Origin of the sequence: Mesorhizobium sp. J8 (genome assembly GCF_016591715.1) — a bacterium.
GTDB lineage: Bacteria > Pseudomonadota > Alphaproteobacteria > Rhizobiales > Rhizobiaceae > Mesorhizobium.
Genome location: NZ_AP024109.1, coordinates 5355935 through 5378300 on the forward strand (window position 1 = coordinate 5355935; position 22366 = coordinate 5378300).

Genomic DNA, 22366 nt, shown 5'->3' on the forward strand with positions numbered 1-22366 from the left:
GGCGCAAAGCTAGGCGGATGTTTCGGGTCGAGAAAGTGGCCCGATTGACATCATTCGAAAGAATTGAGACATTCGGCTTTTAATGGAGCGATGCCATGAGGAACCCGATCATCGCCGCTGTCGCTTTCGATGGCATCAGCCCGTTCCACCTTTCCGTGCCGTGCCTGGTGTTCGGCGCAGATCGAACCAGGCTCGGGCTGCCGCGCTTCGACTTCCGCGTCTGCGCGATGGAGGACGGACCCATTCATACCGATGCGGGGCTGAGCATCGTCGTGCCACACGATCTTTCGGCGCTCGACGAGGCCGACATCGTCATCATCCCAAGCTGGAAGGATCTCGAGGCTCCCTTGGCCGCGCCGTTCAAGGAGGCGCTGCAACGCGCACATCGGCGCGGCGCGCTGATCGTCGGCTTGTGCCTCGGCACCTTCGCCATTGCCGGCGCCGGATTGCTGGCCGGGCGCAAGGCAACGACCCACTGGGCCTATACGGACCAGTTGCAGAGGCTTCACCCTGACATCTCAATCGACGCCGACGTGCTCTATGTCGACGAGGGCGACATCATCACCTCCGCCGGCGTCGCCGCCGGGCTCGACTGCTGCCTGCACATCGTGCGTGCGCGTTATGGCGCGGAGGCGGCGCTGCGGCTTGCGCGCCATGTCGTGCTCTCGCCGCACCGGCAGGGCGGGCAGGCGCAGTTCATCGAGCGCCCGCTTGCGCCGACGCCGAACGCCGACCGCTTCGCCAAGGCCCTCGATGATGTGCGGGCATCGCTCGGCGAAGCCCACAGCCTGGACAGTGTCGCCGAAGCAGCGGGCCTTACCCGCCGCACCTTCACGCGCCGCTTCCAGAAAACCACCGGCACCAGCTTCGGCGACTGGCTGGCCGACCAACGGGTGGCGCTGGCGCAAAGGCTGCTGGAGCAGACGGACAAATCGATGGACATCGTGGCCTTCGAAGCCGGCTTCGGCAGCGCCACTTCGCTGCGCCAGCACTTTGCCGCGCGGCTTAGGACTTCGCCGCGGCAATACCGCCGCGAGTTTTCCCGAAACACCAAGGCGCCAGGCGCAATCAGCCTCTTGTAGTGGCCCGTGCCGGGTTGCCGACAACGGTTGTGTCGGCCGCCACATCGCGGGTCACCATCGCGCCCGCGCCGACGATGGCGCCCGCGCCGATGCTGACGCCGGCGAGGATCACCGCGCTGCCGCCGATCCAGGCGTTGTCGCCAATTGTCACCGGCTTTGCGATCTCCAGCCCGGCCAGCCGTCCAGCGGCTTCGCGATGATGCTCGGCGCAGTAGATCTGCACATTGGGGCCAAGCAGCGTCCGCTTGCCGATGCGCACCGGAGCGGTGTCGAGGATGGTGCAGCCGGCATTGAGGAAGACGCCCTCGCCGAGAAACAGGTTGAATCCATAGGCGCAATGGAACGGCGCCTCGATGCGCGCTCCCTCGCCCGCACTACCGAGCAGGGCCCGCAAGGCCGGAGCGATATTGCCGCGCTGCCGGGGCGGCAGGCCGTTATGCTCGAACACCGCATCGCGCGCGGTGACGCGCAACGCTTCCAGCTCATCGTCGATGCAGCTGTACCACTCGCCCGCCGCCATCTTCATGCGCTCACTTGCCGTCATGGCGACACCTCCGGATTTCGTCTGCTGCCAAAGCATAGTCGCCAAGGCATAGTAGCCAAGGCATAGTCGATTGTCTGACAAAGCCTCGTGGCCAAACGACCTGCTTATGCTAGCTTGCCATCACGGAACCGAGCGAGGTTCCGTGACGAGGGGGATCATGCTTTACCTTGTTGCATTGCTGATTGGCGTCGTCACCGGCCTTCGTGTCGGAACGGCGCTTGCCGTCACAGCCTGGGGCGCTTGGCTCGGCTGGCTGCCTGTCGCGAACACCTGGGCGAGCTTCACGGGCCATTGGATCGCCGTCGGCATCTTCACCATCCTGGCCATAGTCGAACTCATTGCCGATCAACTGCCGTCGACGCCCAGCCGCAAGGTGCCGCCGCAGTTCGGCACGCGTGTCGTCGTCGGCGCCTTCTGCGGCGCGGTCATCGGCGCGACCGCCAGCGCCACCATCGGCGGCCTGATCGCCGGCGCGATCGGCGCGGTGATCGGCACGCTGGGCGGCGCGGAAGCGCGTGCGCGACTGGCAGCGGCCTTCGGCAAGGATCCGCCCGCCGCCTTCATCGAGGACGCGGTGGCCATCATCGGCGGCCTGCTGGTCGTGGCGGCGGTCGCATGAGCGCAAAGAGCTTCGACGCCATCGTCATCGGCGCCGGCCAGGCCGGGCCGCCGTTGGTCGGCAGGCTCGAGGCCGCCGGCATGAAAGTCGCGCTGATCGAACGCAAGTTCATCGGCGGCACCTGCGTCAACACCGGCTGCATGCCGACCAAGACGATGGTGGCGAGCGCCTATGCCGCGCACCTCGCCCGCCGCGCCGCCGACTATGGCGTCGCGCTCTCGGGCCCCGTCGGCGTGGACTACAAGCGGATAAAGGCGCGCAAGGACAAGGTCACCAACGACGCCCGCGGCAATCTCGAAAAGTGGATTGGCGGCATGAAGGGCTGCACGCTCTATCGCGGCCATGCGCGTTTCGTCACCGCCGACACCGTGCGTGTCGGCGACGAGCTGCTCACCGCGCCGAAAATCTTCCTCAACACCGGCGGCCGCGCCTCCGTGCCCGACCTGCCCGGCGTCCACGACGTGCCCTACCTCACCAACGCCTCGATGATGGATCTCGATGTGCTGCCCAGCCATCTGATCGTCGTCGGCGGCAGCTACATCTCGCTCGAATTCGCGCAGATGTTCCGCCGCTTCGGCTCCGAGGTCACGGTGATCGAGAAGGCGCCGCGACTGACCGGCCGCGAGGACGAGGACACCTCCGCCGCCATCCTCGCCATCCTCGAGAACGAAGGCATCGCCGTCCATGTCGGCGCGGGCGACATCAGCTTCGCCAGACAAGGCAGCGACGTCGCCGTCACCTTCGCCGCCGGCAAGCCGCCGGCGGTCGGCTCGCACGTGCTGCTGGCGCTCGGCCGGGTGCCCAACACCGACGATCTCGGCCTCGACAAGGCCGGCGTCGCGGTCGACCAGCGTGGCTATATCGTTGTGGACGATCAGTTGCGCACCAACGTACCCGGCATCTGGGCGATGGGCGACTGCAACGGCAAGGGCGCCTTCACCCACACTTCCTACAACGACTTCGAGATCGTCGCCGCCAACCTGCTCGACAACGATCCGCGCAAGGTCAGCGACCGTATCGAGGCCTACGCGCTCTACATCGACCCGCCGCTCGGACGCTGCGGCATGACGGAAGCGGCGGTGAAGAAATCCGGCCGCCGCGCGCTGGTCGGCCGGCGTCCAATGACGCGTGTCGGCCGCGCCGTCGAGAAGGGCGAGACGCAAGGCTTCATGAAGATCCTGGCCAATGCCGACACTGGCGAGATCCTCGGCTGCTCGGTGCTCGGTCCGGGCGGCGACGAGGCGATCCATTGCGTGCTCGACCTCATGTATGCCAAGGCGCCGATCTCGACGCTGGCGCGCGCCATGCACATCCATCCGACCGTCTCGGAGCTCCTGCCGACCATCGCCCAGGAGCTCAAGCCGCTGGGCTGAGGTCCGCGGCAGCGTTCTCCCGTTTCTGCATTGCTGCGTTGCAACAATGGCGCTTGCGCGTCGGCATATTTGCGGGACAGTCTCGATCTTGAACCGATTCAGTCCGGATATCCCATGCCGCTGCCGATCCTAGCGCTCGCCATTGCATCCTTCTGCATCGGCACCACGGAATTCGTCATCATGGGCCTGCTGCCGGAGGTGGCGGCGGATCTCGGCGTCTCGATCCCCTCCGCCGGCCTCCTGGTCACCGGCTACGCGCTGGGCGTCGTCTTCGGCGCGCCGATCGTCGCCATGGCGACCGCGCGCTTGCCGCGCAAGCCGGTGCTTGTCGGCCTCGCCGCCCTCTTCGTCATCGGCAACCTCTTCTGCGCCATCGCCCCGAACTACTGGCTGTTGATGGCGGCCCGCGTCTTCACCGCTTTCGGCCACGGCGCCTTCTTCGGCATCGGCTCCGTGGTCGCCGCGAGCCTCGTGCCGCGCAACAAGCGGGCGAGCGCCATTGCGCTGATGTTCGCCGGCCTGACGCTCTCCAACATCCTCGGCGTCCCCGCCGGTACGGCGCTGGGCGAAGCGTTCGGCTGGCGCGCCACTTTCCTCGCCGTCGTCGGCATCGGCCTCGTCTCGGTCGCCGCCATCGCCTGGCTGGTGCCGTCCGATGTCGCGGAACCCAGCGGCGGCGGCCTGGTCGGCGAATTGCGCGTGCTCGGCAAGCTGCAGGTCTGGCTGGCGATGCTGATCGCCTCGCTCGCCTCCGCCAGCCTGTTCGCCGTCTTCACCTACATCAAGCCTTACCTCACCGGCATCTCCGGCCTGTCGACGGCGACCGTCACCTGGGTGCTGCTGCTCTTCGGCGCCGGCATGACCATCGGCAACATCATCGGCGGCAGGCTGGCGGACTGGAAGCTGATGCCGACGGTGATCGCCACGCTGCTCGCCATGGCCCTGCTGTTCGTCGTCTTCACCGGGCTCGGCACTATCGCAAGCGTGGCCGTGGCCATCGTCTTCCTGTGGGGCATGCTGATCTTCATCGTCGTGCCGCCTTTGCAGATCCGCGTCGTCGAGGCGGCCGCCGAAGGACCGAACCTGGCCGCCACGCTCAACCAGGGCGCCTTCAATGTCGGCAATGCCGGCGGCGCCTGGATCGGCGGCCTCGCTATCTCGTGGGGCGTGTCCTACGCCAACCTGCCGCTGGTCGGCGCGGCGCTCGCGGTTCTCGCCGTCGCTGTGGCCGTGCTGTCACAGGCACTCGACCGCCGCACAGCCCTGCAGCCGCAGCCGGCGGAATAGCGGCGTCTGCCCCGACAGCCCGGAGCGGCTGGACCACTCGACAGCCCGATCGCAAAAATGCATGGGTGGAACCTCTTCACGCGGAGGTATCCCATGCAGAAGACGATCGAGCGCATCGCCGGCGACAGCGAAGGCGTCGCCTACGAATTCCCGGTCTTCCGCTTCGAGGGCAAGGACAAGGCGGCCCCATCCGCCTATCTGCAGGCCGCTCTCCATGCCGGCGAGCTGCCGGGCGTCGTCGCCATCGACGCGCTGATGCCGATGCTTGCCAAGGCGGAGGCCGAGGGCCGCATCAAGGGTCCGATCACCATCGTGCCCTGGGCCAACCCGATCGGCCGCGCGCAATATCATTTCGGTGAGCACCAGGGCCGCTTCAATCTCGCCGCACCAACTTCAATCGCTCCTTCCCGCTGCTTGCCACACCCGACGCCAGGCTTCTGCCGGACGTCAGCCTCGGCGGCGCCGATCGCCGGCTGAAGAACCGGCTCGTCCAGCTGTCGCTTGGGCAGGACATCGTCCTCGATCTCCACTGCGACGACGAAGGTCTCGCCTATCTCTACATCCACACCAGCCTGTGGCCGCATATGGCCGACTGCGCGGCCGCCATGGGCGCCGAGGCCGTCCTGCTGTGGAGCGAGGACAACAGCGGCACCTTCGAAGGCGCCTCGATCATGCCCTACCAGAACGCGCCCGCAAGCGTCGCGCGCTTCGACCGCCGCGCCGTCACCACGGTGGAATATCGCGGCATGCTCGATGTCGATGCCGACCTGGCGGCGTCCGATGCCGCGGGACTTTACCGTCTGCTGGTGGCGCGCGGCGTCGTCCAGGACGCATCGGTACCGAAATTCGAGAGATTTTCCGGCCCTGTCGTGCCGCTCGAGAACATCGACATGATGCCCTCGCCCAGGGCCGGCGCGGTCCTCTACGACGTTAAGCCCGGCGACCGCGTCAAGAAGGGTGACAGGCTGGCGACGATCGTGCATGCCCCCGGTGAGGCCGGCGGCCGCACGGAAGTGCTTGCCCCGCAGTCTGGCTTCATCCTGACCCGCCGCGCGCGCCGCATCATCCGCGCCGGCGAGGACCTTCTGAAGCTCGCCGGCGATGGCAGGAGCGGCGACGCGCGCTCCGGCACGCTGGAGGATTGAGGGCCTTGCGGGCCACGGCGTCGGCGTGAAATCCAGTTGCATGCATCTCCATTCGCCGCTATGGGAGTCGCCATGAACATGCGTTCGAACAAGACCATTTGGTGGTGGGGCTGCTGACAGCGGCCTGTTCGTGCGTGTGCGCGTGAAAGTAGAGGGTGGCCGCAACGGAATCTCCGGGCGGCCATTTGTTTTTAGAGCCATTCCCGGGTCCGTTGCCCAAAACGCTGATGGAGACGGCAATGACGACTAAAGTTCTGGACAACGGAGCCGAGCGCTTCGTCACCGCGGGCGGCGTGACGATCACCCGCGAGCGGCACGACCGGCCCTACGAAGGCGCGATCGACACCTATATCGACGGCCTGAATTCGCGCCGCGGCGCCGTGTTCTCCTCCAATTACGAGTATCCAGGACGCTACACGCGCTGGGACACGGCCATCATCGATCCGCCGCTGGTGATCTCCGCGCGCGGCCGCACGATGCGCATCGAGGCGCTGAACAAGCGCGGCGAAGTGTTGCTGCCGGTGATCGGCAAGGCGCTGGCCAGCTTGAGCGAAGTGACGATCGCCGAGACCTCGAGGACGCTCATTCGTCTTGATGTCGCCAAGCCCGGCCGGGTCTTCACCGAGGAGGAGCGCAGCCGCGTTCCATCCGTCTTCACGGTGCTGCGCGCCGTCACCGCCCTGTTCAAGACCGCCGAGGACGCCAATCTTGGCCTCTACGGCGCCTTCGGCTACGACCTCGCCTTCCAGTTCGATCCGGTCGATTACAAGCTGGAGCGCAAGGAGAGCCAGCGCGACCTGGTGCTGTTCCTGCCCGACGAGATCCTAGTCGTCGACCATTATTCGACCAAGGCCTGGACCGACCGCTACGACTATTCCGGCGACGGCTTTTCGACCGAAGGTCTGGCCCGCGACGCTCATGTCGAGCCATTCAAGACCGCTGACCGCATCCCGCCGCGCGGTGACCATGAACCGGGCGAATATGCGAACCTGGTGCGCCGCGCCATGGAGAGCTTCAAGCGCGGCGACCTGTTCGAGGTGGTGCCCGGACAGATGTTCTACGAGCGCTGCGAGACCCAGCCTTCCGACATTTCCCGCAAGCTGAAATCGATCAACCCGTCTCCCTATTCCTTCTTCATCAATCTCGGCGAGAACGAATATCTGATCGGCGCATCGCCGGAGATGTTCGTGCGCGTCAATGGCCGCCGCGTCGAGACCTGCCCGATCTCCGGCACTATCAAACGCGGTGACGACGCCATTTCCGACAGCGAGCAGATCCTGAAGCTGCTCAACTCGAAGAAGGACGAGTCCGAGCTCACAATGTGCTCGGATGTCGATCGCAACGACAAGTCGCGCGTCTGCGAGCCGGGCTCGGTGCGCGTCATCGGCCGCCGCCAGATCGAGATGTATTCGCGTCTGATCCACACCGTCGACCATATCGAGGGGCGGCTGCGCGAAGGCATGGACGCCTTCGATGCCTTTCTGTCGCATGCCTGGGCGGTCACCGTCACCGGCGCGCCGAAACTCTGGGCCATGCGCTTCATCGAGCAGAACGAGAAGAGCCCGCGCGCCTGGTATGGCGGCGCCATCGGCATGGTCAACTTCAACGGCGACATGAACACCGGGCTGACCTTGCGCACCATCCGCATCAAGGACGGCATCGCCGAGGTGCGCGCCGGCGCCACGCTGCTTTTCGACAGCGTGCCCGAGGAAGAAGAAGCCGAAACCGAATTGAAGGCATCCGCCATGCTCTCCGCCATCCGCGACGCCAAGACCGGCAACGCCACCGGAGCCGAGCGCACCACCGCGCGAGTCGGCGACGGCGTCAACATCCTGCTCGTCGACCACGAGGACTCCTTCGTCCACACGCTCGCCAACTACTTCCGCCAGACCGGCGCCAATGTCTCCACCGTGCGCACGCCGGTGCCGGACGAGATCTTCGAACGGCTGAAGCCCGATCTCGTCGTGCTGTCTCCCGGACCGGGCACGCCGACGGATTTCGATTGCGCCGCCACCATCAAGAAGGCGAGGAGCCGCGATCTGCCGATCTTCGGCGTCTGCCTCGGCCTGCAGGCGCTTGCCGAAGCCTATGGCGGCGAGCTCAGGCAGTTGCACATCCCGATGCATGGCAAGCCGTCGCGTATCCGCGTCTCCAAGCCCGGCATCATCTTCTCAGGGCTCCCCAAGGAAGTGACGGTCGGCCGCTATCACTCGATCTTCGCCGATCCCGTGCGCTTGCCCGATGGCTTCGTGGTCACCGCGGAGACCGAGGACGGCATCATCATGGCCTTCGAGCACCGCAAGGAGCCGATCGCGGCGGTGCAGTTCCATCCGGAATCGATCATGACGCTCGGCCACAATGCCGGCATGCGCATCATTGAGAACATCGTCGCGCATCTGCCGCGCAAGGCCAAGGAAAAGGCCGCGTAGGAACGATGACGGAAGCGCCGGACATGACGACGGCCGCGGCGAAAGCCGCGACCAGACAGAAGGTCGCAAGGCTGGCCTTCTGGTCGATCGTCGTCGCCGGCGTCGTGCTCGTCCTCAAGCTTGCCGCCTGGTACATAACCGGCTCGGTCGCGCTCTATTCCGATGCGTTGGAATCGATCGTCAACGTGATTGCTTCGGCCGCCGCGTTCTGGGCGATCCAGGTCAGCTACAAGCCCGCTGATCAGGATCATCCGTTCGGCCATCACAAGGCCGAGTATTTCTCGGCCGTGCTCGAAGGGGTGCTGATCGTCGTCGCGGCGCTCTTGATCCTCAACGAGGTCTGGCGGTCCTGGCAGCACCCCGCGCCCCTCGAACAGCCGTGGGAAGGCCTTGCCGTCAACGGCGTGGCCACTGTCATCAACGCGATCTGGGCCTGGATGCTGATCCGCACCGGCCGGAACGCCAAATCGCCGGCTCTGGTTGCCGACGGCCAGCATATCATGACCGACGTGGTGACCTCGATCGGCGTGTTCGGCGGCCTTGTCGGCGCAGTGCTGACCGGCTGGCAGATCCTCGATCCGACGCTCGCCGTGATCGTCGCGCTGAACATCCTGTGGCAAGGCTGGCATGTCATCGGCTCGTCGATGAACGGGCTGATGGACCGCGCCGTCGACAACCAGGAAAACATGCAGATCCGCGACATCATCTCGGCCAATTCGAAGGGCGCGCTCGAGGTGCATGACCTGAAGACCCGCATCGCCGGCCGCGCCACCTTCATCGAGTTTCACCTGGTGGTCGATGCCGACATGACGGTCGGCGCCAGTCACGTCATCTGCGACCGCATCGAGGACGCGCTGAAGGCCGAGATTCCCTCGGTGCGCGTCACCATCCATGTCGAGCCGGACGACGAGGCGAAGCTGCCAAAAGGCACGACGGCAGTACCTTTCGCTTAGTAGAGCGCGAAGGTCTGTCGAGATTCAGGTCAGGCCGAGAACGATGGCTTCCGGGAACCGGAGCGGAGCGGACCAAAAGTACGTGAGCACCGGAAGCGCAGGAAGCCGTTGTTCGCAGGCCGGTCTCACCTGAATACGCCAGACTTACGGAGCACATGCCGACTGCGGCATCGGCTGCAGCCGAAAGACCTTGTCGTCGGACTTCGTCTTGCCGTTCGCCGTCTTCGAACAGAGATCGACGGCCGCCACCGCATTGTTGGGGTTCGCGACCATCATCGTGCCGTTGGGGCCGCGCTTTAGGAAAATCTCCTTCTGCGAGATGTCGCAGGGAAAATCGCTCATCTTCGCGCTGGCCGAGCAGCGCCACTGGTCGGCCTCGCCCTGGCAGGAATAGGTTTGCGTGATCTTGGCGCCTTTCTGCCTTGTCGTCACCGAAACGGCGATATCCGCCCCGTCGGGCCAGTTCGCGGCATCGCCGCCGGCGGCGAAGGCGGCAAGCTCGATGGGTCCGCGGAAGACGCGGATCGATTTCGTCAGCTGGCTGGGATGCGACTTCAGATGCTGATCGTCGTAATCGCGTCCGAAGCAGAAGGGCTGATCGGGCTTCAGCCGCACGCGCAGCGGATCCCCGAGCGCCGGATCGATCGGATCGATGCGCGCGAATTCCGCCTTGCAGCTGTCGGCCGGCATCGGGTCGAGCTTGAAATTGTCGTCCTCGCTGCCGAGCGCCTGCTTGTTGTATTCGGCTTTGCTCATCGACTCCGAGGCGTCGGGATCGAGATAGATATCGGGCGACAGATCGGACAGAAGCAGCTTGCCCTTGTCATCGACCTTCAGCGACGCCAGCGTGCGGTCGCAATCCATGCCGCAGCGGATGCCGCTCGACGGGTCGCTCGCATCGTTCTTGTTGCACCAGCCGCTTGCCCATTCCGGCTTCTCGGCGTCACGCACCGTGGTCGTGAGGAAGCCGTTATAGGAGTTATCCTGATTGGCGGGCGGCTCCTCGTTGGGCCGGCTGACCGGATCATGGCCATAGTAGAAGAAGATGCGCGCGACCTTCTGATGCGGATGCGCCTTGAGATGGGCTGCGTCGTAGACACGGCCGAAACAGGCGTCGGCGCCATTGGGACTGAGTTCTTTGAGGCTGAGAGCACTGTCGGCGCGCCCCGCGCCGGCAAAAACGGCAAGGGCGGCGCAAAGCACCGCGCCCGCCATGGTCCTCCCCACAACGGTCCTCGATGCCATGTGACCCTCCTCCCACCGACAGGACTGGCTTATGCTAATCTAGAGCATTTTGCAGCCAAGCGGAATCGCTTGGCGTCGCACAAATGCGGCAAAAACAAAGAAATAGAGCGGTTTAGCATTTCCTTGAAACGCTAAACCGCTCTAGGAGCGCCGCCCGGACCATGCAAAATTGCGCGAACGGGCGAGGCAAGGGAGGATAGGATGCTGCGCCGTGACATTTTTCGCGCCGGTCTCGCCGGCGCCGCAGGCTTTTTCGGTCTGAGCCGGGCAAATGCGGCAACGCCTGAGGGAAGGCTGAAAGTCGTTTATCACCTCAGCGACGCGGACAAGGTCAACTTCGTCCTCGGCAACATCAAGAACCACTACGAAGGCACCGGCGGCAATGTCGATATCGTGCTTGTGGTGCACGGCCCGGCTCTGGCCGCCTTCAAAGCCGAGAGCGCTTCCGGCGCTATTTCCAGCCGCTTTGCGGGCCTCGTCCAGCAGGGACTCGTTCCGCAAGCCTGCGGCAACACCCTCCATGGCATGGACATCACGGTGACCGACCTGCTGTCGGGCTTTCAGGTCGCGGAGAAGGGCGGCGTCGTGAAGCTCGCCGAACTGCAGCACCAGGGCTATGTCTATATCAGGCCCTGAAAGCGCCAACACTTGAACGGCAGGCCGGCAATGGCCTACGAAGGATGGCAGGAGGCCAGCGGACATGACGACACTTGCCATCCCCGATCTTGCCGGCAAGGCGGTGCTGGTCACCGGCGCTTCGACCGGCATCGGCGCCGCCCTTGTTCGTGCCTACGCGGCGCAGAAATGTCTCGTCGCGCTGCACTACAATGCGAGCCGCGCAGCCGCCGAGAACCTGGCCCAATCGATCCGCGACGATGGCGGCGAGGTGTTTCTGGTCCAGGGCGATTTTTCGATCCCTGCCGACGTCGAGCGTGTCGTCGAGGAGAGCGCAAACCGTTTCGGCCGGCTCGACGGCCTCGTCAACAACGCCGGCGGCATGCTTGGCCGCGTCGCCTATGCCGACCAGGACGAGGCGCATTATGACGCGGTCATGGACCTCAACGCCCGCTCGGTGCTCACCGCTTCGCGCAAGGCGATCCCATGGCTGAAGCGCCAGGGCGGCTTCATCATCAACACCACCTCGATCGCTGCGCGCAACGGCGCTGGCGGTGGCGCCGGCCTCTACGGGTCGTCCAAGGCCTTCGTCTCCAACGTGACGCGCGGCATGGCCAAGGAGCTGATCGGCTTCGGCATCCGCGTCAACGCGGTGGCGCCGGGCACCATTCTGACGCCCTTCCACGAACGCTATTCGAACGCCGAGCAGATCAAGGCCATGGTCGCCACCATTCCACAAGGGCGCGCCGGAACGCCCGAGGACTGCGTCGGCGCCTACCTGTTCCTGTCGTCCGATCTGTTGAGCGGCTACATCATCGGTCAGGTAATCGAGGTCAATGGCGGCCAGTTGATGCCGTGAGCCGGCGATTGCATACTTGATTGAGCGTGCAATCTGGAAGGAGAGCAAGGGCATGTACGGACTGATCGGCAAGATGCGGGCGGCGCGCGGCCAGCGCGATGCGGTCATGGACGTGCTGCGCGAAAGCACCGCCGCGCTCCCCGGTTGCCTGAGCTACATCATCGCCACCGATCCGGCCGACGCCGACGCGATCTGGGTCACCGAAGTATGGACCGACCAGGCGAGCCACAAGGCCTCGCTGCAATTGCCGGAAGTCCAGGCGGCGATCGCCAGGGCGCGCCCCTTCATCGCCGGCTTCGAATTCCAGATCGAGACCCATCCGGTCGGCGGCTTTGGATTGCCGACGCCGGAAAAGGCCGGCTGACCAGAGAATAGCTCTGTCGTTTGATTGGAGCACCAAATAATGCGGACCGTGAGCATCCAGCATGCGAAGGCCAATTTGTCACGTCTTGTAGACCAAGCCGCCGGAGGCGAGGCGTTCATCATCACAAAAGCGGGCAGGCCGTTGGTCAAGGTCGTGCCTATCGATCGACCTACCGCTGCACAGATGCGGCGTCTGGGCTTTATGGCTGGCCAGTTTTCCGTCCCCGAAGGTTTCGACCGTATGGGCGGCGAAGAAGTCGAAGCGCTGTTTGACATGAACAAGTGAGGGCGTTGCGGCCCTGCCAACAAGGTGCCGTAGGGTTCGCCTAGAGCCAAATATGGACTCCTCGCCAGAGCAACCATCCCGGGGCCACGCGCCCATCGAGCGCATGGCGCGCCTGCGCCCGCCGCTACAGTGGCTGGCGCTGCTGGCGCTTTCCTTGCTCTTCGCCGGCGCGCTGGAGCTCGCCGCCCTGCCCGCGGCACTGCTGATCGGCCCGATGCTTGCCGCGATCCTTGCCGGCACCAACGGGGCCACGGTGCGCGTGCCGCGACCGTTGTTCGGCTCGGCCCAGGCGATCGTCGGCTGCCTGGTCGCCGGTTCGATCTCGGCCGACATCTTTCCGGTGCTCTATCGCGAATGGCCGCTTTTCCTCGGCGTGGTGGTCGCAACCGTCGCCGCCTCCAGCCTGCTCGGCTGGTTGATCAGCCGCTGGCGCATCCTGCCCGGCACCACCGCGGTCTGGGGCTCCTCGCCCGGTGCCGCGACCGCCATGGTGCTGATGGCCGGCGCCTTTGGCGCCGATCAGCGTCTCGTCGCCTTCATGCAATATCTGCGTGTCATCTTCGTCTCGGTGACGGCCGCGCTCGTCGCCAAGATGTGGGTCGACACATCCGGCGTCGAAGTGCCGCCGATCGTCTGGTTTCCCCCGATCGATGCCTTCGCCTTTACCGCCACCATCGGCATTGCTGTGGTGGGCGGCCTAACCGGAAAGCTGGTCAGGCTGCCCTCGCCGTTCTTTCTCGGCACCTTCATCTTCGGCGCGGTGATCCATCTCGGCCTCGGCGTGCCGATGCAATTGCCGCCCTGGCTGCTGGCGGCCAGCTACGCCATGGTCGGCTGGTCGATCGGGCTGAACTTCACCCGGCCTATCCTGCGCCATGCGGCGCGCGCCCTGCCGCAGATCGTCGGCTCGATCGTGGCGCTGATCGCCTTTTGCGGCGGCATGGCCTTCGTCATCAGCCGCCTGCTCGGCATCGATCCGCTGACCGCCTACCTGGCGACCAGCCCGGGCGGCATGGACAGTGTCGCCATCATCGCCGCCGCGGCGCGGAACGTCGACATCTCCTTCGTCATGGCGTTGCAGTCGGCGCGCTTTCTGGTCGTGCTGCTCGTTGGGCCAAGCGTAGCCAGGCTGGTGGCGCGAAACGTCAGGGCCTGATCCGCGATATCCAAGAGTGCAGGGGAGCTGAGGAGAATTGCCCATGAACCGCCGTCGGAATGCCGTCGATCTTTCCGGCCGTGTCGCCGTGGTGACGGGCGGTGCGCAAGGCATCGGCTTGGCGGTCGCGCGACGCCTGCTGTCGTCCGGCGCCGGCGTCGCCATCTGGGATGTCGATCAGGCCGCAATGAGCAAAGCCGCCGCCGAGCTGGCTTCGCTCGGCCGCGTCGAAGCCATCCTCTGCGATCAATCGCAGATCGAGGCCGTCGATCGCGCCGCCGCCGAGACCGAGCGGACGCTCGGCCCCGTCGATCTCCTCGTCAACAATGCCGGCATCGCCGGACCGGCGGCGACGGTGGTGGACTACGACCCCGCCGCCTGGCGTCAGATCGTCGATATCGACCTTAACGGCGTCTTCTACTGCTGCCGGCGCCTGGTTCCGGGCATGATCGCGCGCAATTACGGCCGCATCGTCAGCATCTCCTCGGTGGCCGGCAAGGAAGGCAATCCCAACGCCGCAGCCTATTCCGCCGCCAAGGCCGGCGTGCTGGCGCTGACCAAGTCGCTCGGCAAGGAGCTCGCCGGCCACGACATCGCCGTCAACGCGCTGACGCCCTCGCCCGCCCGCACCCGTATCCTCGAGCAGCTCACCGAGGCCCAGGTCGCCTATATGCTGGGCAAAGTGCCGCGCGGCCGCTTCGTCGAGGTCGAGGAGGCCGCCGCCATGGTCGTCTTCATGCTGTCGGACGAGAACTCCTTCACCACTGGCGCCACCTTCGATCTCTCCGGCGGACGCACGACCTACTGATTATCGCCGAAGGCTCTCGTCGCGCCCAGCCGCAAGCCGCTCCGGCAGGAAATCGACGAAGACGCGGACCTTCGGCGAAAGGTGGCGGTTGGACGGCCATAGCATGCGGAACTGACCGCGGCCGTCGACATGCTCGTCGAGCACGGTGCGCAGCTTTCCCTCATTGAGCGCTTCCCGCACCAGGAAATCGGGCATGCAGGCGATGCCGAGACCGGCGATCGTCGCGCCCTTCAGCGCCTCCATGTTGTTACAGGTCAGCGTCGAACGGATCTGGGGCGCGGCGCTCCCGGTGATGAACGGCCAGTTGAGCAGCCTGCCGCTGTTGAGGAAGCGGAAGTGAATGCCGAAATGGGCCGCGAGGTCCGCCGGCGTGCCGGGCGTGCCATGCCGATCGAGATAGGACGATGCGGCGCACAAGATCATGCGGAAGGGCGCGACCGGCCTCGACACCAATCGTGAATCGGGCAGCTCGCCGCTGCGGATCGCGACGTCGATGCCCTCTTCGATGACGTCGACGATGCGATCGTTGAAATCGATGTCGAGCTCGATTTCCGTGTATCGCGCCATGAATTCCGACAGCACGGGCAAAAGCAGATGGTAGGTGACGATCGGGGTGGAGATCCGCAGTCGCCCGCGTGGCGTCTCGCGTGTCCGCGACAGCATCGCCTCCGCGTCGTCGATGTCGTCGAGGATGCGTCGCACGCGTTCGTTGAACAGCTTGCCCTCCTCGGTCAGGCCGATGCGCCGCGTGCTGCGCTGCAGGAGCCGCACGCCGAGCTCTTGCTCGAGCCGGGCGACACTCTTGCCGACGGCGGAAGCCGAGATGCCGAGTGCCCGTCCGGCGGTGACGAAACTGCCAAACTCGGCGGTGCGGGCGAAGGCAAGAAGGCCGTTGAGACGATCCATCGCTTGAATCCATTCGAGCGTTTTATTCCGGGATGACCGGAGATCTAATACTATTCTGCCGTAAATGTCGCCGCCCTATCTTCTCGTTGCGATCGGCGCCGCCAGCCGGCGGCACGCCGGCAACCCGCCTGAGATAGGAAAATCCATGACTTTGATGACCAGAACCGGCCCGGCCGGCAGATGGCTCGTGCTGCTGTCGGTCTGCCTTGCCGCCATGACGATGCCGTTGAGCTTCACCGGTCCCGCCGTGGCGCTGTCCCGCATTGCCGCCGATCTCGGCGGCAGTCCGCTCGCCCTCAATTGGGTGACCAACGCCTTCATGCTGACCTTCGGCGCCGGCTTGATGGCCGCCGGAGCATTGGCCGACAATCATGGGCGCAAGCGGATCTTCCTTGCCGGCCTTGCCGCCTATCTCCTTGCCGCGCTGGGCTGCATGCTGGCGCCGGGCATCGTCTGGTTCGACACGTTCAGGGCTCTGCAGGGCATTGGCGGCGCCGCCGCTTTCGCCGGCGGTGCCTCCGCGCTCGCGCAGGAATTCGACGAGCAATCGCGATTGCGCGCCTTCAGCTTCCTCGGCACCAGCTTCGGCATCGGCCTTGCCTTCGGTCCCGTTGCCTCCGGCCTGCTCATCGGCGCATTCGGCTGGCGCTCGATCTTTCTTCTCGTGGCGGCGCTTGGCGCTGCTGCCGCCGCGCTCGGCCTGCGCGCTTTCGCCGAATCGCGCGACCCGGATGCAACCGGGCTCGACTGGGCAGGAGCCGGCACCTTCACCATGGCGCTTGCGGCGCTGACCTACGGCGTGCTGCAGGCACCGCAGAGCGGCTGGGCCAATCCCTTCGTCATCGTGCTCCTCGGCGTCGCTGCCATCTTCTTTGCCGCCTTCGTCATCGTCGAGCGGCGCGTGCGCCGGCCGATGCTGGACCTGACGCTGTTTCGCTTCCCGCGTTTCGTCGGCGTCCAGTTCCTGGCCGCGGCGCCAGCCTATGCCTTCGTCGTGCTGCTCGTGCTCTTGCCGATCCGCTTCATCGGCGTCGGGGGGATGAGTGAGATCAAGGCGGGGCAATTGATGATCTGCCTCTCCGGCCCGCTGCTGATCTTACCGCTGCTGGCCGGCCAGGCGGCACGCCGGATCGCTCCGGCGACGATCTGCGGTGTGGGCCTCCTCGTCGCCGCGGCCGGCCTGATCTGGCTGAGCCGCGTGCCCGCGGCGGGCAGCACGCTGATGGCCCCGCTGATCCTGATCGGCATCGGGATCGCCTTGCCCTGGGGGCTGATGGACGGGCTTGCGGTCAGCGTCGTGCCGAAGGAGCGCGCCGGCATGGCGGTCGGCATCTTCAACACCACCCGCGTCGCCAGCGAGGGCGTGGCCCTGGCGATCGTCATGGCGGTCTTGTCCGGTTTCACGGCCACGCAGCTTATCGCTCGAGGACTGGCCTCGCCTGCCGAAGCGGCCGCAGCGGCGCAGCTGCTGGCAACCGGCAATGTCAGCGAAACGGTGCAACATCTGCACTTGGCCGACGCGACTGCCCTGGTCCAAGCCTATGAGGCAGCTTTCGACCGGCTGCTCATCGTGCTGGCGACGATCACCGTGCTCACCGCGATCGTCGTCTTCCTCGGCTTGCGTCGCGGATCGGCATCGGAGCAACACGTCGCGCCTGTCCCGGCCGGCCAGGAAGGCTGACGCGACGTGACGCCGTCAAGCCTGGCGAGGTGCCAAAAAATACTTGACTCTCTAACTCATATTTGAGAGCGCGAAAGCGCTACAAAACATGAGAACTGGAGACAGGTTAATGCCGAAGCGGTCGACGACGTGGCGCCGGGGATTATCATTGCTGGCGGGCAGCGCCATCCTCGGCCACACCTGGCCGGCGATTGCGCAGGATGGCGGCGGCGCCACCGTTCTCGACAGGATCGAGGTGACCGCCGAGAGCGACGAGATCCTGAAGCAGGACGGCTATGTCGCCAAGAAGGACCGCATCGGCACCAAGACCGACACGCCGATTGCAAAAATCCCGCAGGCGGTTTCGGTTGTCACGCAGAAGCAGATCGAGGACCAGAAGCCGCGGACGCTGAACGATGCGCTGGGCTATACGGCCAGTGCCAATCCAAACAGCTTCGGTTTCGACACGCGCTACGACGCCTTCTTCCTGCGCGGCTTCCAGGCCTTCTACAACGGCATGTTCCGCGACGGGCTGCGCCAGTACAACGGCCCTTCCGCCTGGTTCAAGACGGAACCTTACGGCATCGAGGGCGTCACCATCCTGAAGGGACCGGCCTCCTCGCTTTACGGCGTCAGCGGTCCGGGCGGCATCGTCAACGTCGTCACCAAGCGCCCCAAGGACGAGCCGTTCCACGAGATCGAACTGCTGGCCGGCGAGCACAACCGCTTCCGGGCGGCGCTCGACGCCTCCGGGCCGGTCAATGACGACGGCAGCATCCTCTACCGCTTCACCAGCCTCGGCCGCCTGAGCGAGACTGGCCTGCCCGCCTACCCCGACGACAAGCTCTATCTGGCGCCGGCCGTCACTTTCAAGCCGGACGAGGACACCAAGCTCACCATCCTCGGCGAATATTCGAAGTCCGTCACCGGCGGCACAGCGGCTTTCTACAATTCCGCCTATGGCGTGCTGTCGAACGTCTATGAAGGCGATCCGGCCTGGAACGATTTCACCCAGGATCAGGGGCGCATCGGCTACGAGTTCGAGCACCGCTTCAACGACTGGCTGACCGTGCGCCAGAACCTGCGCTACAACGCCGTCGATTCGGACATCGAATATAGCGGCCATTACTCGATCGGCGCCGATCAGCCGCTTGAGCGCTACTGGGGCCACTACACCGAGACGATGAAGAACTTCGTCGTCGACAACATGGCGCAGCTTGAATTCGACACCGGTCCGGTACGGCACACAGCGATCGCCGGCATCGACTATGCCTGGTCGGACTATGACGCCGGCAGCGGGCTCTCCTATGTCTCTGTCGAGGACATCAAGGCCGCCCCCGTTCCCCATTCCGGCGGGCAGGAGATGAACCAGCTCGGCGTCTACCTGCACGACCAGATGGAGTGGAACGATTTCACTCTCTTCACCAGCGGCCGCTACGACTGGGTCGACACCACCTCCACCGCGGCCGATTTCAGCCAGTCGAAGCAGAAGGACAGCGCCTTCTCCGGCCGCGTCGGCCTGTCCTACCGGACCGAATGGGGCATCATCCCCTATGTCAACTATTCGACCTCGTTCTCTCCCAACATCGGCTTTGTTTATGACGACGTATCGAGTTCCGTCAGCCGCGTCGCCCGCCCGACCATCGCCACGCAGAAGGAGATCGGCGTCAAATACGAGATCCCCGACCACAACGCGACGGTCAGCGCCGCGCTGTTCGACATCGACCAGAAGGACGGTGTCGTCTTCGACGCCTCCACCGGCATCAACAAACAGCGCCAGCTCGACCTAAACTCGCGCGGCGTCGAGCTGGAAGCCAATGCCTCGCTCGACAACGGCTTCAGCGTCATCGCCTCCTACACTTATCTGCGCGTGAAGATCGAACGCGGCGCCGAAGGCACCGACGGCAAGGAACTGTCGGCGACACCGAACCACATTCTGTCGCTCTGGGGTCATTACCAGTTCGAGAACGGCACGCTTGAAGGGCTCGGGCTCGGCGCGGGCGTGCGTTTCGCCGGCGCGAGCTACGGCGACGACACCAATAGTTTCAAGAACGACGCGCGCGCCTTCGTCGATGCCTCGCTGTCCTACGATTTCGGCTATCGCAACCCGAAGCTCGAAGGCGTGAAGCTGCAGATCAACGCCAAGAACCTGTTCGACAACCGGCAGACGATCTGCTCGGCCGGCTATTGCTACCGCGACGAAGGCCGCTCGCTGTTCGGCAGCCTGCGCTATCGCTTCTGATGTCGGTCTCCGTCTCGAACCGGGCCGCCTCGTCGCCGGCCGCCATCGTCGCTGCGATCGGCGGTCTTTACGTGGCGCAGAGCGTGATCGGCGGCATCACCTGGACGGGTCTCCCGGCCGTCATGCGCGAGCAGGGCCTGCCGCTCGACCGCATCGGCCTGCTCACCCTGATCGCCCTGCCCTGGGCGCTGAAGTTCTTGTGGTCGCCGGCGGTGGAGCGCTACCGGCTTCCGCCGACAGGCAGGAACCAAACCGGCGCGATCGTCCTCATCGGCGGCCTCGTTTCCATCGCCGGACTGCTGGCCGTCGCCCAGTTCGGCCCCGCCGCCTTCTGGCCCGTCGTCGCCTGCCTGACGGTGGTAGCCTTTGCAGCCTCGACGGTCGACATCGCCTGCGACGGTTTTGCGGTGCAGAACCTTGCCGGCAAAAATCTCGGCTGGGGCAATGCCGCCCAGGTCGGCGGCGCCTATCTCGGCTCCGCGATCGGCGCCGGCCTGTTCCTCTATCTCGTCGAAATCCACGGCTGGCGCGCGGCAGTGTCGGCGATGGCCTCGCTGCTTGTTCTGCTCGGCCTGCCCTTCCTGCTCGGCATCGCCACCAAAGCGCGTGAGGAAGTGCGCGAACACGTTCCCGCGCTCACTGCAGCATTGCGGCGCCCGCAGATACGCCGCGGCCTGGCGGCGTCGGCGATCTACGTACTGGCGCAGAAGGCGGCGCTGACCATGCTTGGCCCGTTTCTGGTCGATGCCGGGCTCAGCCTTTCCGCGATCGGCCTGGTCAACGGCGCCGGCAGCATGATCCTTGGCGTCGCGGCAGCACTTGCCGGCGGTGCTCTCGTGCGATGGCTGGGCACGCGCAGCGTGCTTGTGCTCGCGCTCATCTTGCAGGCCGGATCGCTGTTCATCCTCGCCGCCTTCGCGCTTTCCGGCATTTTCCCGGCCGGTCCGCTGGCGGCTGTCGCGATGCTGAGTTCTTCCGCCATCATGGCGCTCGGCTTCGTGGCGCTCTACGCGCAGTTCATGCGCTGGTCGGATCCGAGGCAGGCAGGCGTCGATTTCACGCTTTTCCAGTGCATGGACGCGTTGGTCAGCATGGCCGGCGGCATCCTGGCCGGCTATGCGGCGCAGCATCTCGGCTATGGCGTGCTGTTCGGCGGCGCAGGTGTCGTCGCGCTGCTGGCGGCGCCGGCGATCGCCATGGTCAGCGACCGCGGCTGAGACGAGACGGCGCTAATCCTCGCCGGCCCCGTCTTCGCTGGGCGCGCCGCGGCGCCAATAGGCGGTGACCAGGTGCCGGTCGCGCGACAGACCCCATTCCTTGCGCACGATCCAGCGGATCTCGCGGAAGTCGGCGAACTCGCATCCTGCCCAGACATAGGGGTCGTCAGGGCGTGGCAGGTGGCCGCGCTCGCGCAGCGCTTCCGGCAACAGGCCGGCGCAGCCTGCTTCGCGACCATGCCGATAAAGCCAGCGGACGGCGATGTTCTCGCTCGCCGCCAGCGTCACTCGGTCTTGCGGACCATCGACTTCGATGATGGCTTCGGCGCGAGTGGACGGCGCAAGCTCTTCCAGGATCCGGCCGATCGCCGGAAGCGCGGTATCGTCGCCCAGAAGAAGCAAGTTCGATGCCTCGGGCACATCGCCGCCGCCGGGACCGATCATGCCGATGATGTCGCCGGCCCTCGCATTCTGCGCGAAACTCGCGGCCGGTGTCTCGGCGCCGGGATGCAGGACGAAGTCGATGTCGAGCCAACCCTTGGCCACGTCCAGCGCGCGGATCGTGTAGACCCGCACCGTGAGCGCATCCTCGCCCGACGGCCAGACGATCAGCCCGTCGACGCCCATGGTCGGCCAGACCGCCTGCCGCCCTGCCGGCGGCAGCAGAAGCCGGACATGCAATCCGCCACGGGCGAAGCGGCCGAGGTCGCGACCGGAGAAGCGCACGCGCTGCATTTGCGGCGACAACCGCGTCGAGGACAGGACCGATATCTCGCGGAAGAACACCGGCGTCCCGGCATCCGAGCCATCGCCTTGCCAGCGCAGGCCTTCGGTCGTGCTCAGATGCGCGGCGATGTGGCCGGCGAAGATCATCTTCATGTAGGAGAGGCAGGTCTCGTCCTCCGCCGCGACGCGGACCAGCACGCCGTCGTCCTCGAACGAGGCATTCAACGAGCCGTAATGCATGCGGAATTCCCATTGGCCGGCAATGCCGGTGTCGATTTCATGGTCGCTATGCTCGGCGCGCAGCCTGTCCATCACTGCGCGGATGCCATCGTTCTGGATACGGGTTTGCGCGCTCAAGAGCTTCATCGCCGGGCCTTCCGATATCGAGTGCGGCGGCGCCGGCCGAAGCCCGATGTCGCCGAGCGTCGGCATGCCACAGCGCCAGCGGCATTGCCACTAAAACATGATTACAAGAGTCATATTTTTGGACAATGCCGCACGAAGGTCGGCGACGCGTCCGTTTTCAGCTTATGACCAGGCGCGCGATCCGGTCGCCGTCCAGCGTGAAGGCCATGTCGCCTTCGCCGTTGAAGCCGTTGCCCGTCACGGCGACGCGGGCATGATAGACGCCGTCGCGCTGCGCGATGCGGACGATGCGAAGGTTGGACTGCACGCCGATATTGTCCGACCGGTTCCAACGGGCGATGCCGTCACGGCCATGGAATTCGCGACCCCAGTCGCTGAGGAAGGCGTTGTCGGTGAATGTAGCCAGAAAGGCCTCGGTATCGCCGGCATTGGTGGCTTCGACAAAGCGGCGGATCGGGTCGGGCGTGGTCATTGGTCTGGGCGCT

General features: G+C 65.5%; 20 protein-coding genes and 1 pseudogene. 16 read left to right on the forward strand and 5 right to left on the reverse strand.

Annotated features, from left to right (window positions below):
• The first annotated feature begins 95 nt into the window (after window positions 1-95).
• Entirely contained in the window at window positions 96-1082 is a 987-nt protein-coding gene (locus tag MJ8_RS25700) for a helix-turn-helix domain-containing protein (RefSeq protein ID WP_201411442.1), read from the forward strand.
• Here the strand turns inward: MJ8_RS25700 and MJ8_RS25705 are convergent.
• On the reverse strand, window positions 1069-1626 hold the full coding sequence (locus MJ8_RS25705) for a sugar O-acetyltransferase (RefSeq protein WP_201411443.1): 558 nt from the start codon (window positions 1624-1626) through the stop codon (window positions 1069-1071). The genes MJ8_RS25700 and MJ8_RS25705 overlap by 14 nt on opposite strands.
• 157 nt (window positions 1627-1783) lie before the next feature.
• Between MJ8_RS25705 and MJ8_RS25710 the strand changes: the two genes are divergently transcribed.
• The 6 genes and pseudogenes from MJ8_RS25710 (at window position 1784) to MJ8_RS25735 (ending at window position 9432) form a co-directional block, all read left to right on the forward strand.
• On the forward strand, window positions 1784-2245 hold the full coding sequence (locus MJ8_RS25710; RefSeq protein WP_201411444.1) for a DUF4126 domain-containing protein: 462 nt from the start codon (window positions 1784-1786) through the stop codon (window positions 2243-2245).
• Window positions 2242-3618 (forward strand): FAD-containing oxidoreductase, encoded by a 1377-nt coding sequence (locus tag MJ8_RS25715; RefSeq protein ID WP_201411445.1) that lies wholly within the window; start codon window positions 2242-2244, stop codon window positions 3616-3618. The genes MJ8_RS25710 and MJ8_RS25715 overlap by 4 nt, the downstream gene beginning before the upstream one ends.
• 114 nt (window positions 3619-3732) lie before the next feature.
• Complete coding sequence (locus MJ8_RS25720; protein ID WP_201411446.1) at window positions 3733-4905, forward strand: MFS transporter; 1173 nt, start codon at window positions 3733-3735, stop codon at window positions 4903-4905.
• Between the two features lie 93 nt (window positions 4906-4998).
• Window positions 4999-6050 (forward strand): annotated as a pseudogene (locus MJ8_RS25725) (succinylglutamate desuccinylase/aspartoacylase family protein).
• A 239-nt stretch (window positions 6051-6289) separates the two neighbouring features.
• Window positions 6290-8479, forward strand: a complete 2190-nt coding sequence (locus tag MJ8_RS25730; RefSeq protein WP_201411447.1) for an anthranilate synthase — start codon at window positions 6290-6292, stop codon at window positions 8477-8479.
• Window positions 8480-8502: 23 nt separating this feature from the next.
• Window positions 8503-9432 (forward strand): cation diffusion facilitator family transporter, encoded by a 930-nt coding sequence (locus tag MJ8_RS25735; protein ID WP_201415588.1) that lies wholly within the window; start codon window positions 8503-8505, stop codon window positions 9430-9432.
• A 144-nt stretch (window positions 9433-9576) separates the two neighbouring features.
• Here the strand turns inward: MJ8_RS25735 and MJ8_RS25740 are convergent, their stop codons facing one another.
• The gene (locus tag MJ8_RS25740; protein WP_201411448.1) at window positions 9577-10677 is read right to left on the reverse strand and encodes a hypothetical protein; all 1101 of its coding nucleotides are present in this window, start codon (window positions 10675-10677) and stop codon (window positions 9577-9579) included.
• 201 nt (window positions 10678-10878) lie between these two features.
• Here MJ8_RS25740 and MJ8_RS25745 point away from each other — a divergent pair, with 201 nt between their 5' ends.
• The 6 genes from MJ8_RS25745 (at window position 10879) to MJ8_RS25770 (ending at window position 14764) form a co-directional block, all read left to right on the forward strand.
• Window positions 10879-11313, forward strand: coding sequence for a DsrE family protein (locus tag MJ8_RS25745; protein WP_201411449.1), 435 nt, complete (start codon window positions 10879-10881; stop codon window positions 11311-11313).
• Between the two features lie 64 nt (window positions 11314-11377).
• Window positions 11378-12151 carry an SDR family NAD(P)-dependent oxidoreductase gene (locus MJ8_RS25750; RefSeq protein WP_201411450.1) on the forward strand — a complete coding sequence of 258 codons (774 nt, stop codon included), beginning with the start codon at window positions 11378-11380 and terminating at the stop codon, window positions 12149-12151.
• Between the two features lie 52 nt (window positions 12152-12203).
• A complete protein-coding gene (locus MJ8_RS25755; protein WP_201411451.1) occupies window positions 12204-12515 on the forward strand; it encodes a putative quinol monooxygenase in 312 nt (103 codons plus the stop codon).
• A gap of 39 nt (window positions 12516-12554) precedes the next feature.
• Window positions 12555-12800, forward strand: a complete 246-nt coding sequence (locus MJ8_RS25760; RefSeq protein WP_201411452.1) for a type II toxin-antitoxin system Phd/YefM family antitoxin — start codon at window positions 12555-12557, stop codon at window positions 12798-12800.
• A 52-nt stretch (window positions 12801-12852) separates the two neighbouring features.
• A complete protein-coding gene (locus MJ8_RS25765) occupies window positions 12853-13956 on the forward strand; it encodes an AbrB family transcriptional regulator (protein ID WP_201411453.1) in 1104 nt (367 codons plus the stop codon).
• A 43-nt stretch (window positions 13957-13999) separates the two neighbouring features.
• Window positions 14000-14764 (forward strand): SDR family NAD(P)-dependent oxidoreductase, encoded by a 765-nt coding sequence (locus tag MJ8_RS25770; RefSeq protein WP_201411454.1) that lies wholly within the window; start codon window positions 14000-14002, stop codon window positions 14762-14764.
• Here the strand turns inward: MJ8_RS25770 and MJ8_RS25775 are convergent, their stop codons facing one another.
• Window positions 14765-15670, reverse strand: coding sequence for a LysR family transcriptional regulator (locus MJ8_RS25775; protein ID WP_201411455.1), 906 nt, complete (start codon window positions 15668-15670; stop codon window positions 14765-14767).
• 145 nt (window positions 15671-15815) lie between these two features.
• Here MJ8_RS25775 and MJ8_RS25780 point away from each other — a divergent pair, with 145 nt between their 5' ends.
• The 3 genes from MJ8_RS25780 to MJ8_RS25790 all read left to right on the forward strand — a co-directional run bounded on the left by MJ8_RS25780 (window position 15816) and on the right by MJ8_RS25790 (window position 20789).
• Window positions 15816-17351: an MFS transporter gene (locus MJ8_RS25780; RefSeq protein WP_201411456.1), complete on the forward strand. Its 1536-nt coding sequence runs from the start codon at window positions 15816-15818 to the stop codon at window positions 17349-17351.
• 109 nt (window positions 17352-17460) lie between these two features.
• On the forward strand, window positions 17461-19572 hold the full coding sequence (locus MJ8_RS25785; RefSeq protein WP_201411457.1) for a TonB-dependent siderophore receptor: 2112 nt from the start codon (window positions 17461-17463) through the stop codon (window positions 19570-19572).
• The gene (locus MJ8_RS25790; RefSeq protein WP_201411458.1) at window positions 19572-20789 is read left to right on the forward strand and encodes an MFS transporter; all 1218 of its coding nucleotides are present in this window, start codon (window positions 19572-19574) and stop codon (window positions 20787-20789) included. Before MJ8_RS25785 ends, MJ8_RS25790 begins: the two co-directional genes overlap by 1 nt.
• A gap of 12 nt (window positions 20790-20801) precedes the next feature.
• Here MJ8_RS25790 and MJ8_RS25795 read toward each other — a convergent pair whose 3' ends face one another.
• Both MJ8_RS25795 and MJ8_RS25800 read right to left on the reverse strand, forming a co-directional pair.
• Window positions 20802-21947 (reverse strand): siderophore-interacting protein, encoded by a 1146-nt coding sequence (locus tag MJ8_RS25795; RefSeq protein WP_225248045.1) that lies wholly within the window; start codon window positions 21945-21947, stop codon window positions 20802-20804.
• Window positions 21948-22038: 91 nt separating this feature from the next.
• The gene (locus tag MJ8_RS25800) at window positions 22039-22353 is read right to left on the reverse strand and encodes a nuclear transport factor 2 family protein (protein WP_201411459.1); all 315 of its coding nucleotides are present in this window, start codon (window positions 22351-22353) and stop codon (window positions 22039-22041) included.
• Window positions 22354-22366 lie beyond the last annotated feature (13 nt).

Excerpts from the sequence above, each read along its gene's own strand:
- MJ8_RS25800 (WP_201411459.1), bottom strand. The coding sequence starts at position 22,353 with ATGACCACGCCCGACCCGATCCGCCGCTTTGTCGAAGCCACCAATGCC.
- MJ8_RS25740 (WP_201411448.1), bottom strand. The coding sequence starts at position 10,677 with ATGGCATCGAGGACCGTTGTGGGGAGGACCATGGCGGGCGCGGTGCTT.
- MJ8_RS25770 (WP_201411454.1), top strand. The coding sequence starts at position 14,000 with ATGAACCGCCGTCGGAATGCCGTCGATCTTTCCGGCCGTGTCGCCGTG.
- MJ8_RS25780 (WP_201411456.1), top strand. The coding sequence starts at position 15,816 with ATGACTTTGATGACCAGAACCGGCCCGGCCGGCAGATGGCTCGTGCTG.
- MJ8_RS25760 (WP_201411452.1), top strand. The coding sequence starts at position 12,555 with ATGCGGACCGTGAGCATCCAGCATGCGAAGGCCAATTTGTCACGTCTT.
- MJ8_RS25705 (WP_201411443.1), bottom strand. The coding sequence starts at position 1,626 with ATGACGGCAAGTGAGCGCATGAAGATGGCGGCGGGCGAGTGGTACAGC.
- MJ8_RS25775 (WP_201411455.1), bottom strand. The coding sequence starts at position 15,670 with ATGGATCGTCTCAACGGCCTTCTTGCCTTCGCCCGCACCGCCGAGTTT.
- MJ8_RS25765 (WP_201411453.1), top strand. The coding sequence starts at position 12,853 with ATGGACTCCTCGCCAGAGCAACCATCCCGGGGCCACGCGCCCATCGAG.
- MJ8_RS25785 (WP_201411457.1), top strand. The coding sequence starts at position 17,461 with ATGCCGAAGCGGTCGACGACGTGGCGCCGGGGATTATCATTGCTGGCG.
- MJ8_RS25790 (WP_201411458.1), top strand. The coding sequence starts at position 19,572 with ATGTCGGTCTCCGTCTCGAACCGGGCCGCCTCGTCGCCGGCCGCCATC.
- MJ8_RS25720 (WP_201411446.1), top strand. The coding sequence starts at position 3,733 with ATGCCGCTGCCGATCCTAGCGCTCGCCATTGCATCCTTCTGCATCGGC.
- MJ8_RS25795 (WP_225248045.1), bottom strand. The coding sequence starts at position 21,947 with ATGCCGACGCTCGGCGACATCGGGCTTCGGCCGGCGCCGCCGCACTCG.
- MJ8_RS25755 (WP_201411451.1), top strand. The coding sequence starts at position 12,204 with ATGTACGGACTGATCGGCAAGATGCGGGCGGCGCGCGGCCAGCGCGAT.
- MJ8_RS25715 (WP_201411445.1), top strand. The coding sequence starts at position 2,242 with ATGAGCGCAAAGAGCTTCGACGCCATCGTCATCGGCGCCGGCCAGGCC.
- MJ8_RS25700 (WP_201411442.1), top strand. The coding sequence starts at position 96 with ATGAGGAACCCGATCATCGCCGCTGTCGCTTTCGATGGCATCAGCCCG.
- MJ8_RS25745 (WP_201411449.1), top strand. The coding sequence starts at position 10,879 with ATGCTGCGCCGTGACATTTTTCGCGCCGGTCTCGCCGGCGCCGCAGGC.
- MJ8_RS25730 (WP_201411447.1), top strand. The coding sequence starts at position 6,290 with ATGACGACTAAAGTTCTGGACAACGGAGCCGAGCGCTTCGTCACCGCG.
- MJ8_RS25750 (WP_201411450.1), top strand. The coding sequence starts at position 11,378 with ATGACGACACTTGCCATCCCCGATCTTGCCGGCAAGGCGGTGCTGGTC.
- MJ8_RS25710 (WP_201411444.1), top strand. The coding sequence starts at position 1,784 with ATGCTTTACCTTGTTGCATTGCTGATTGGCGTCGTCACCGGCCTTCGT.
- MJ8_RS25735 (WP_201415588.1), top strand. The coding sequence starts at position 8,503 with ATGACGACGGCCGCGGCGAAAGCCGCGACCAGACAGAAGGTCGCAAGG.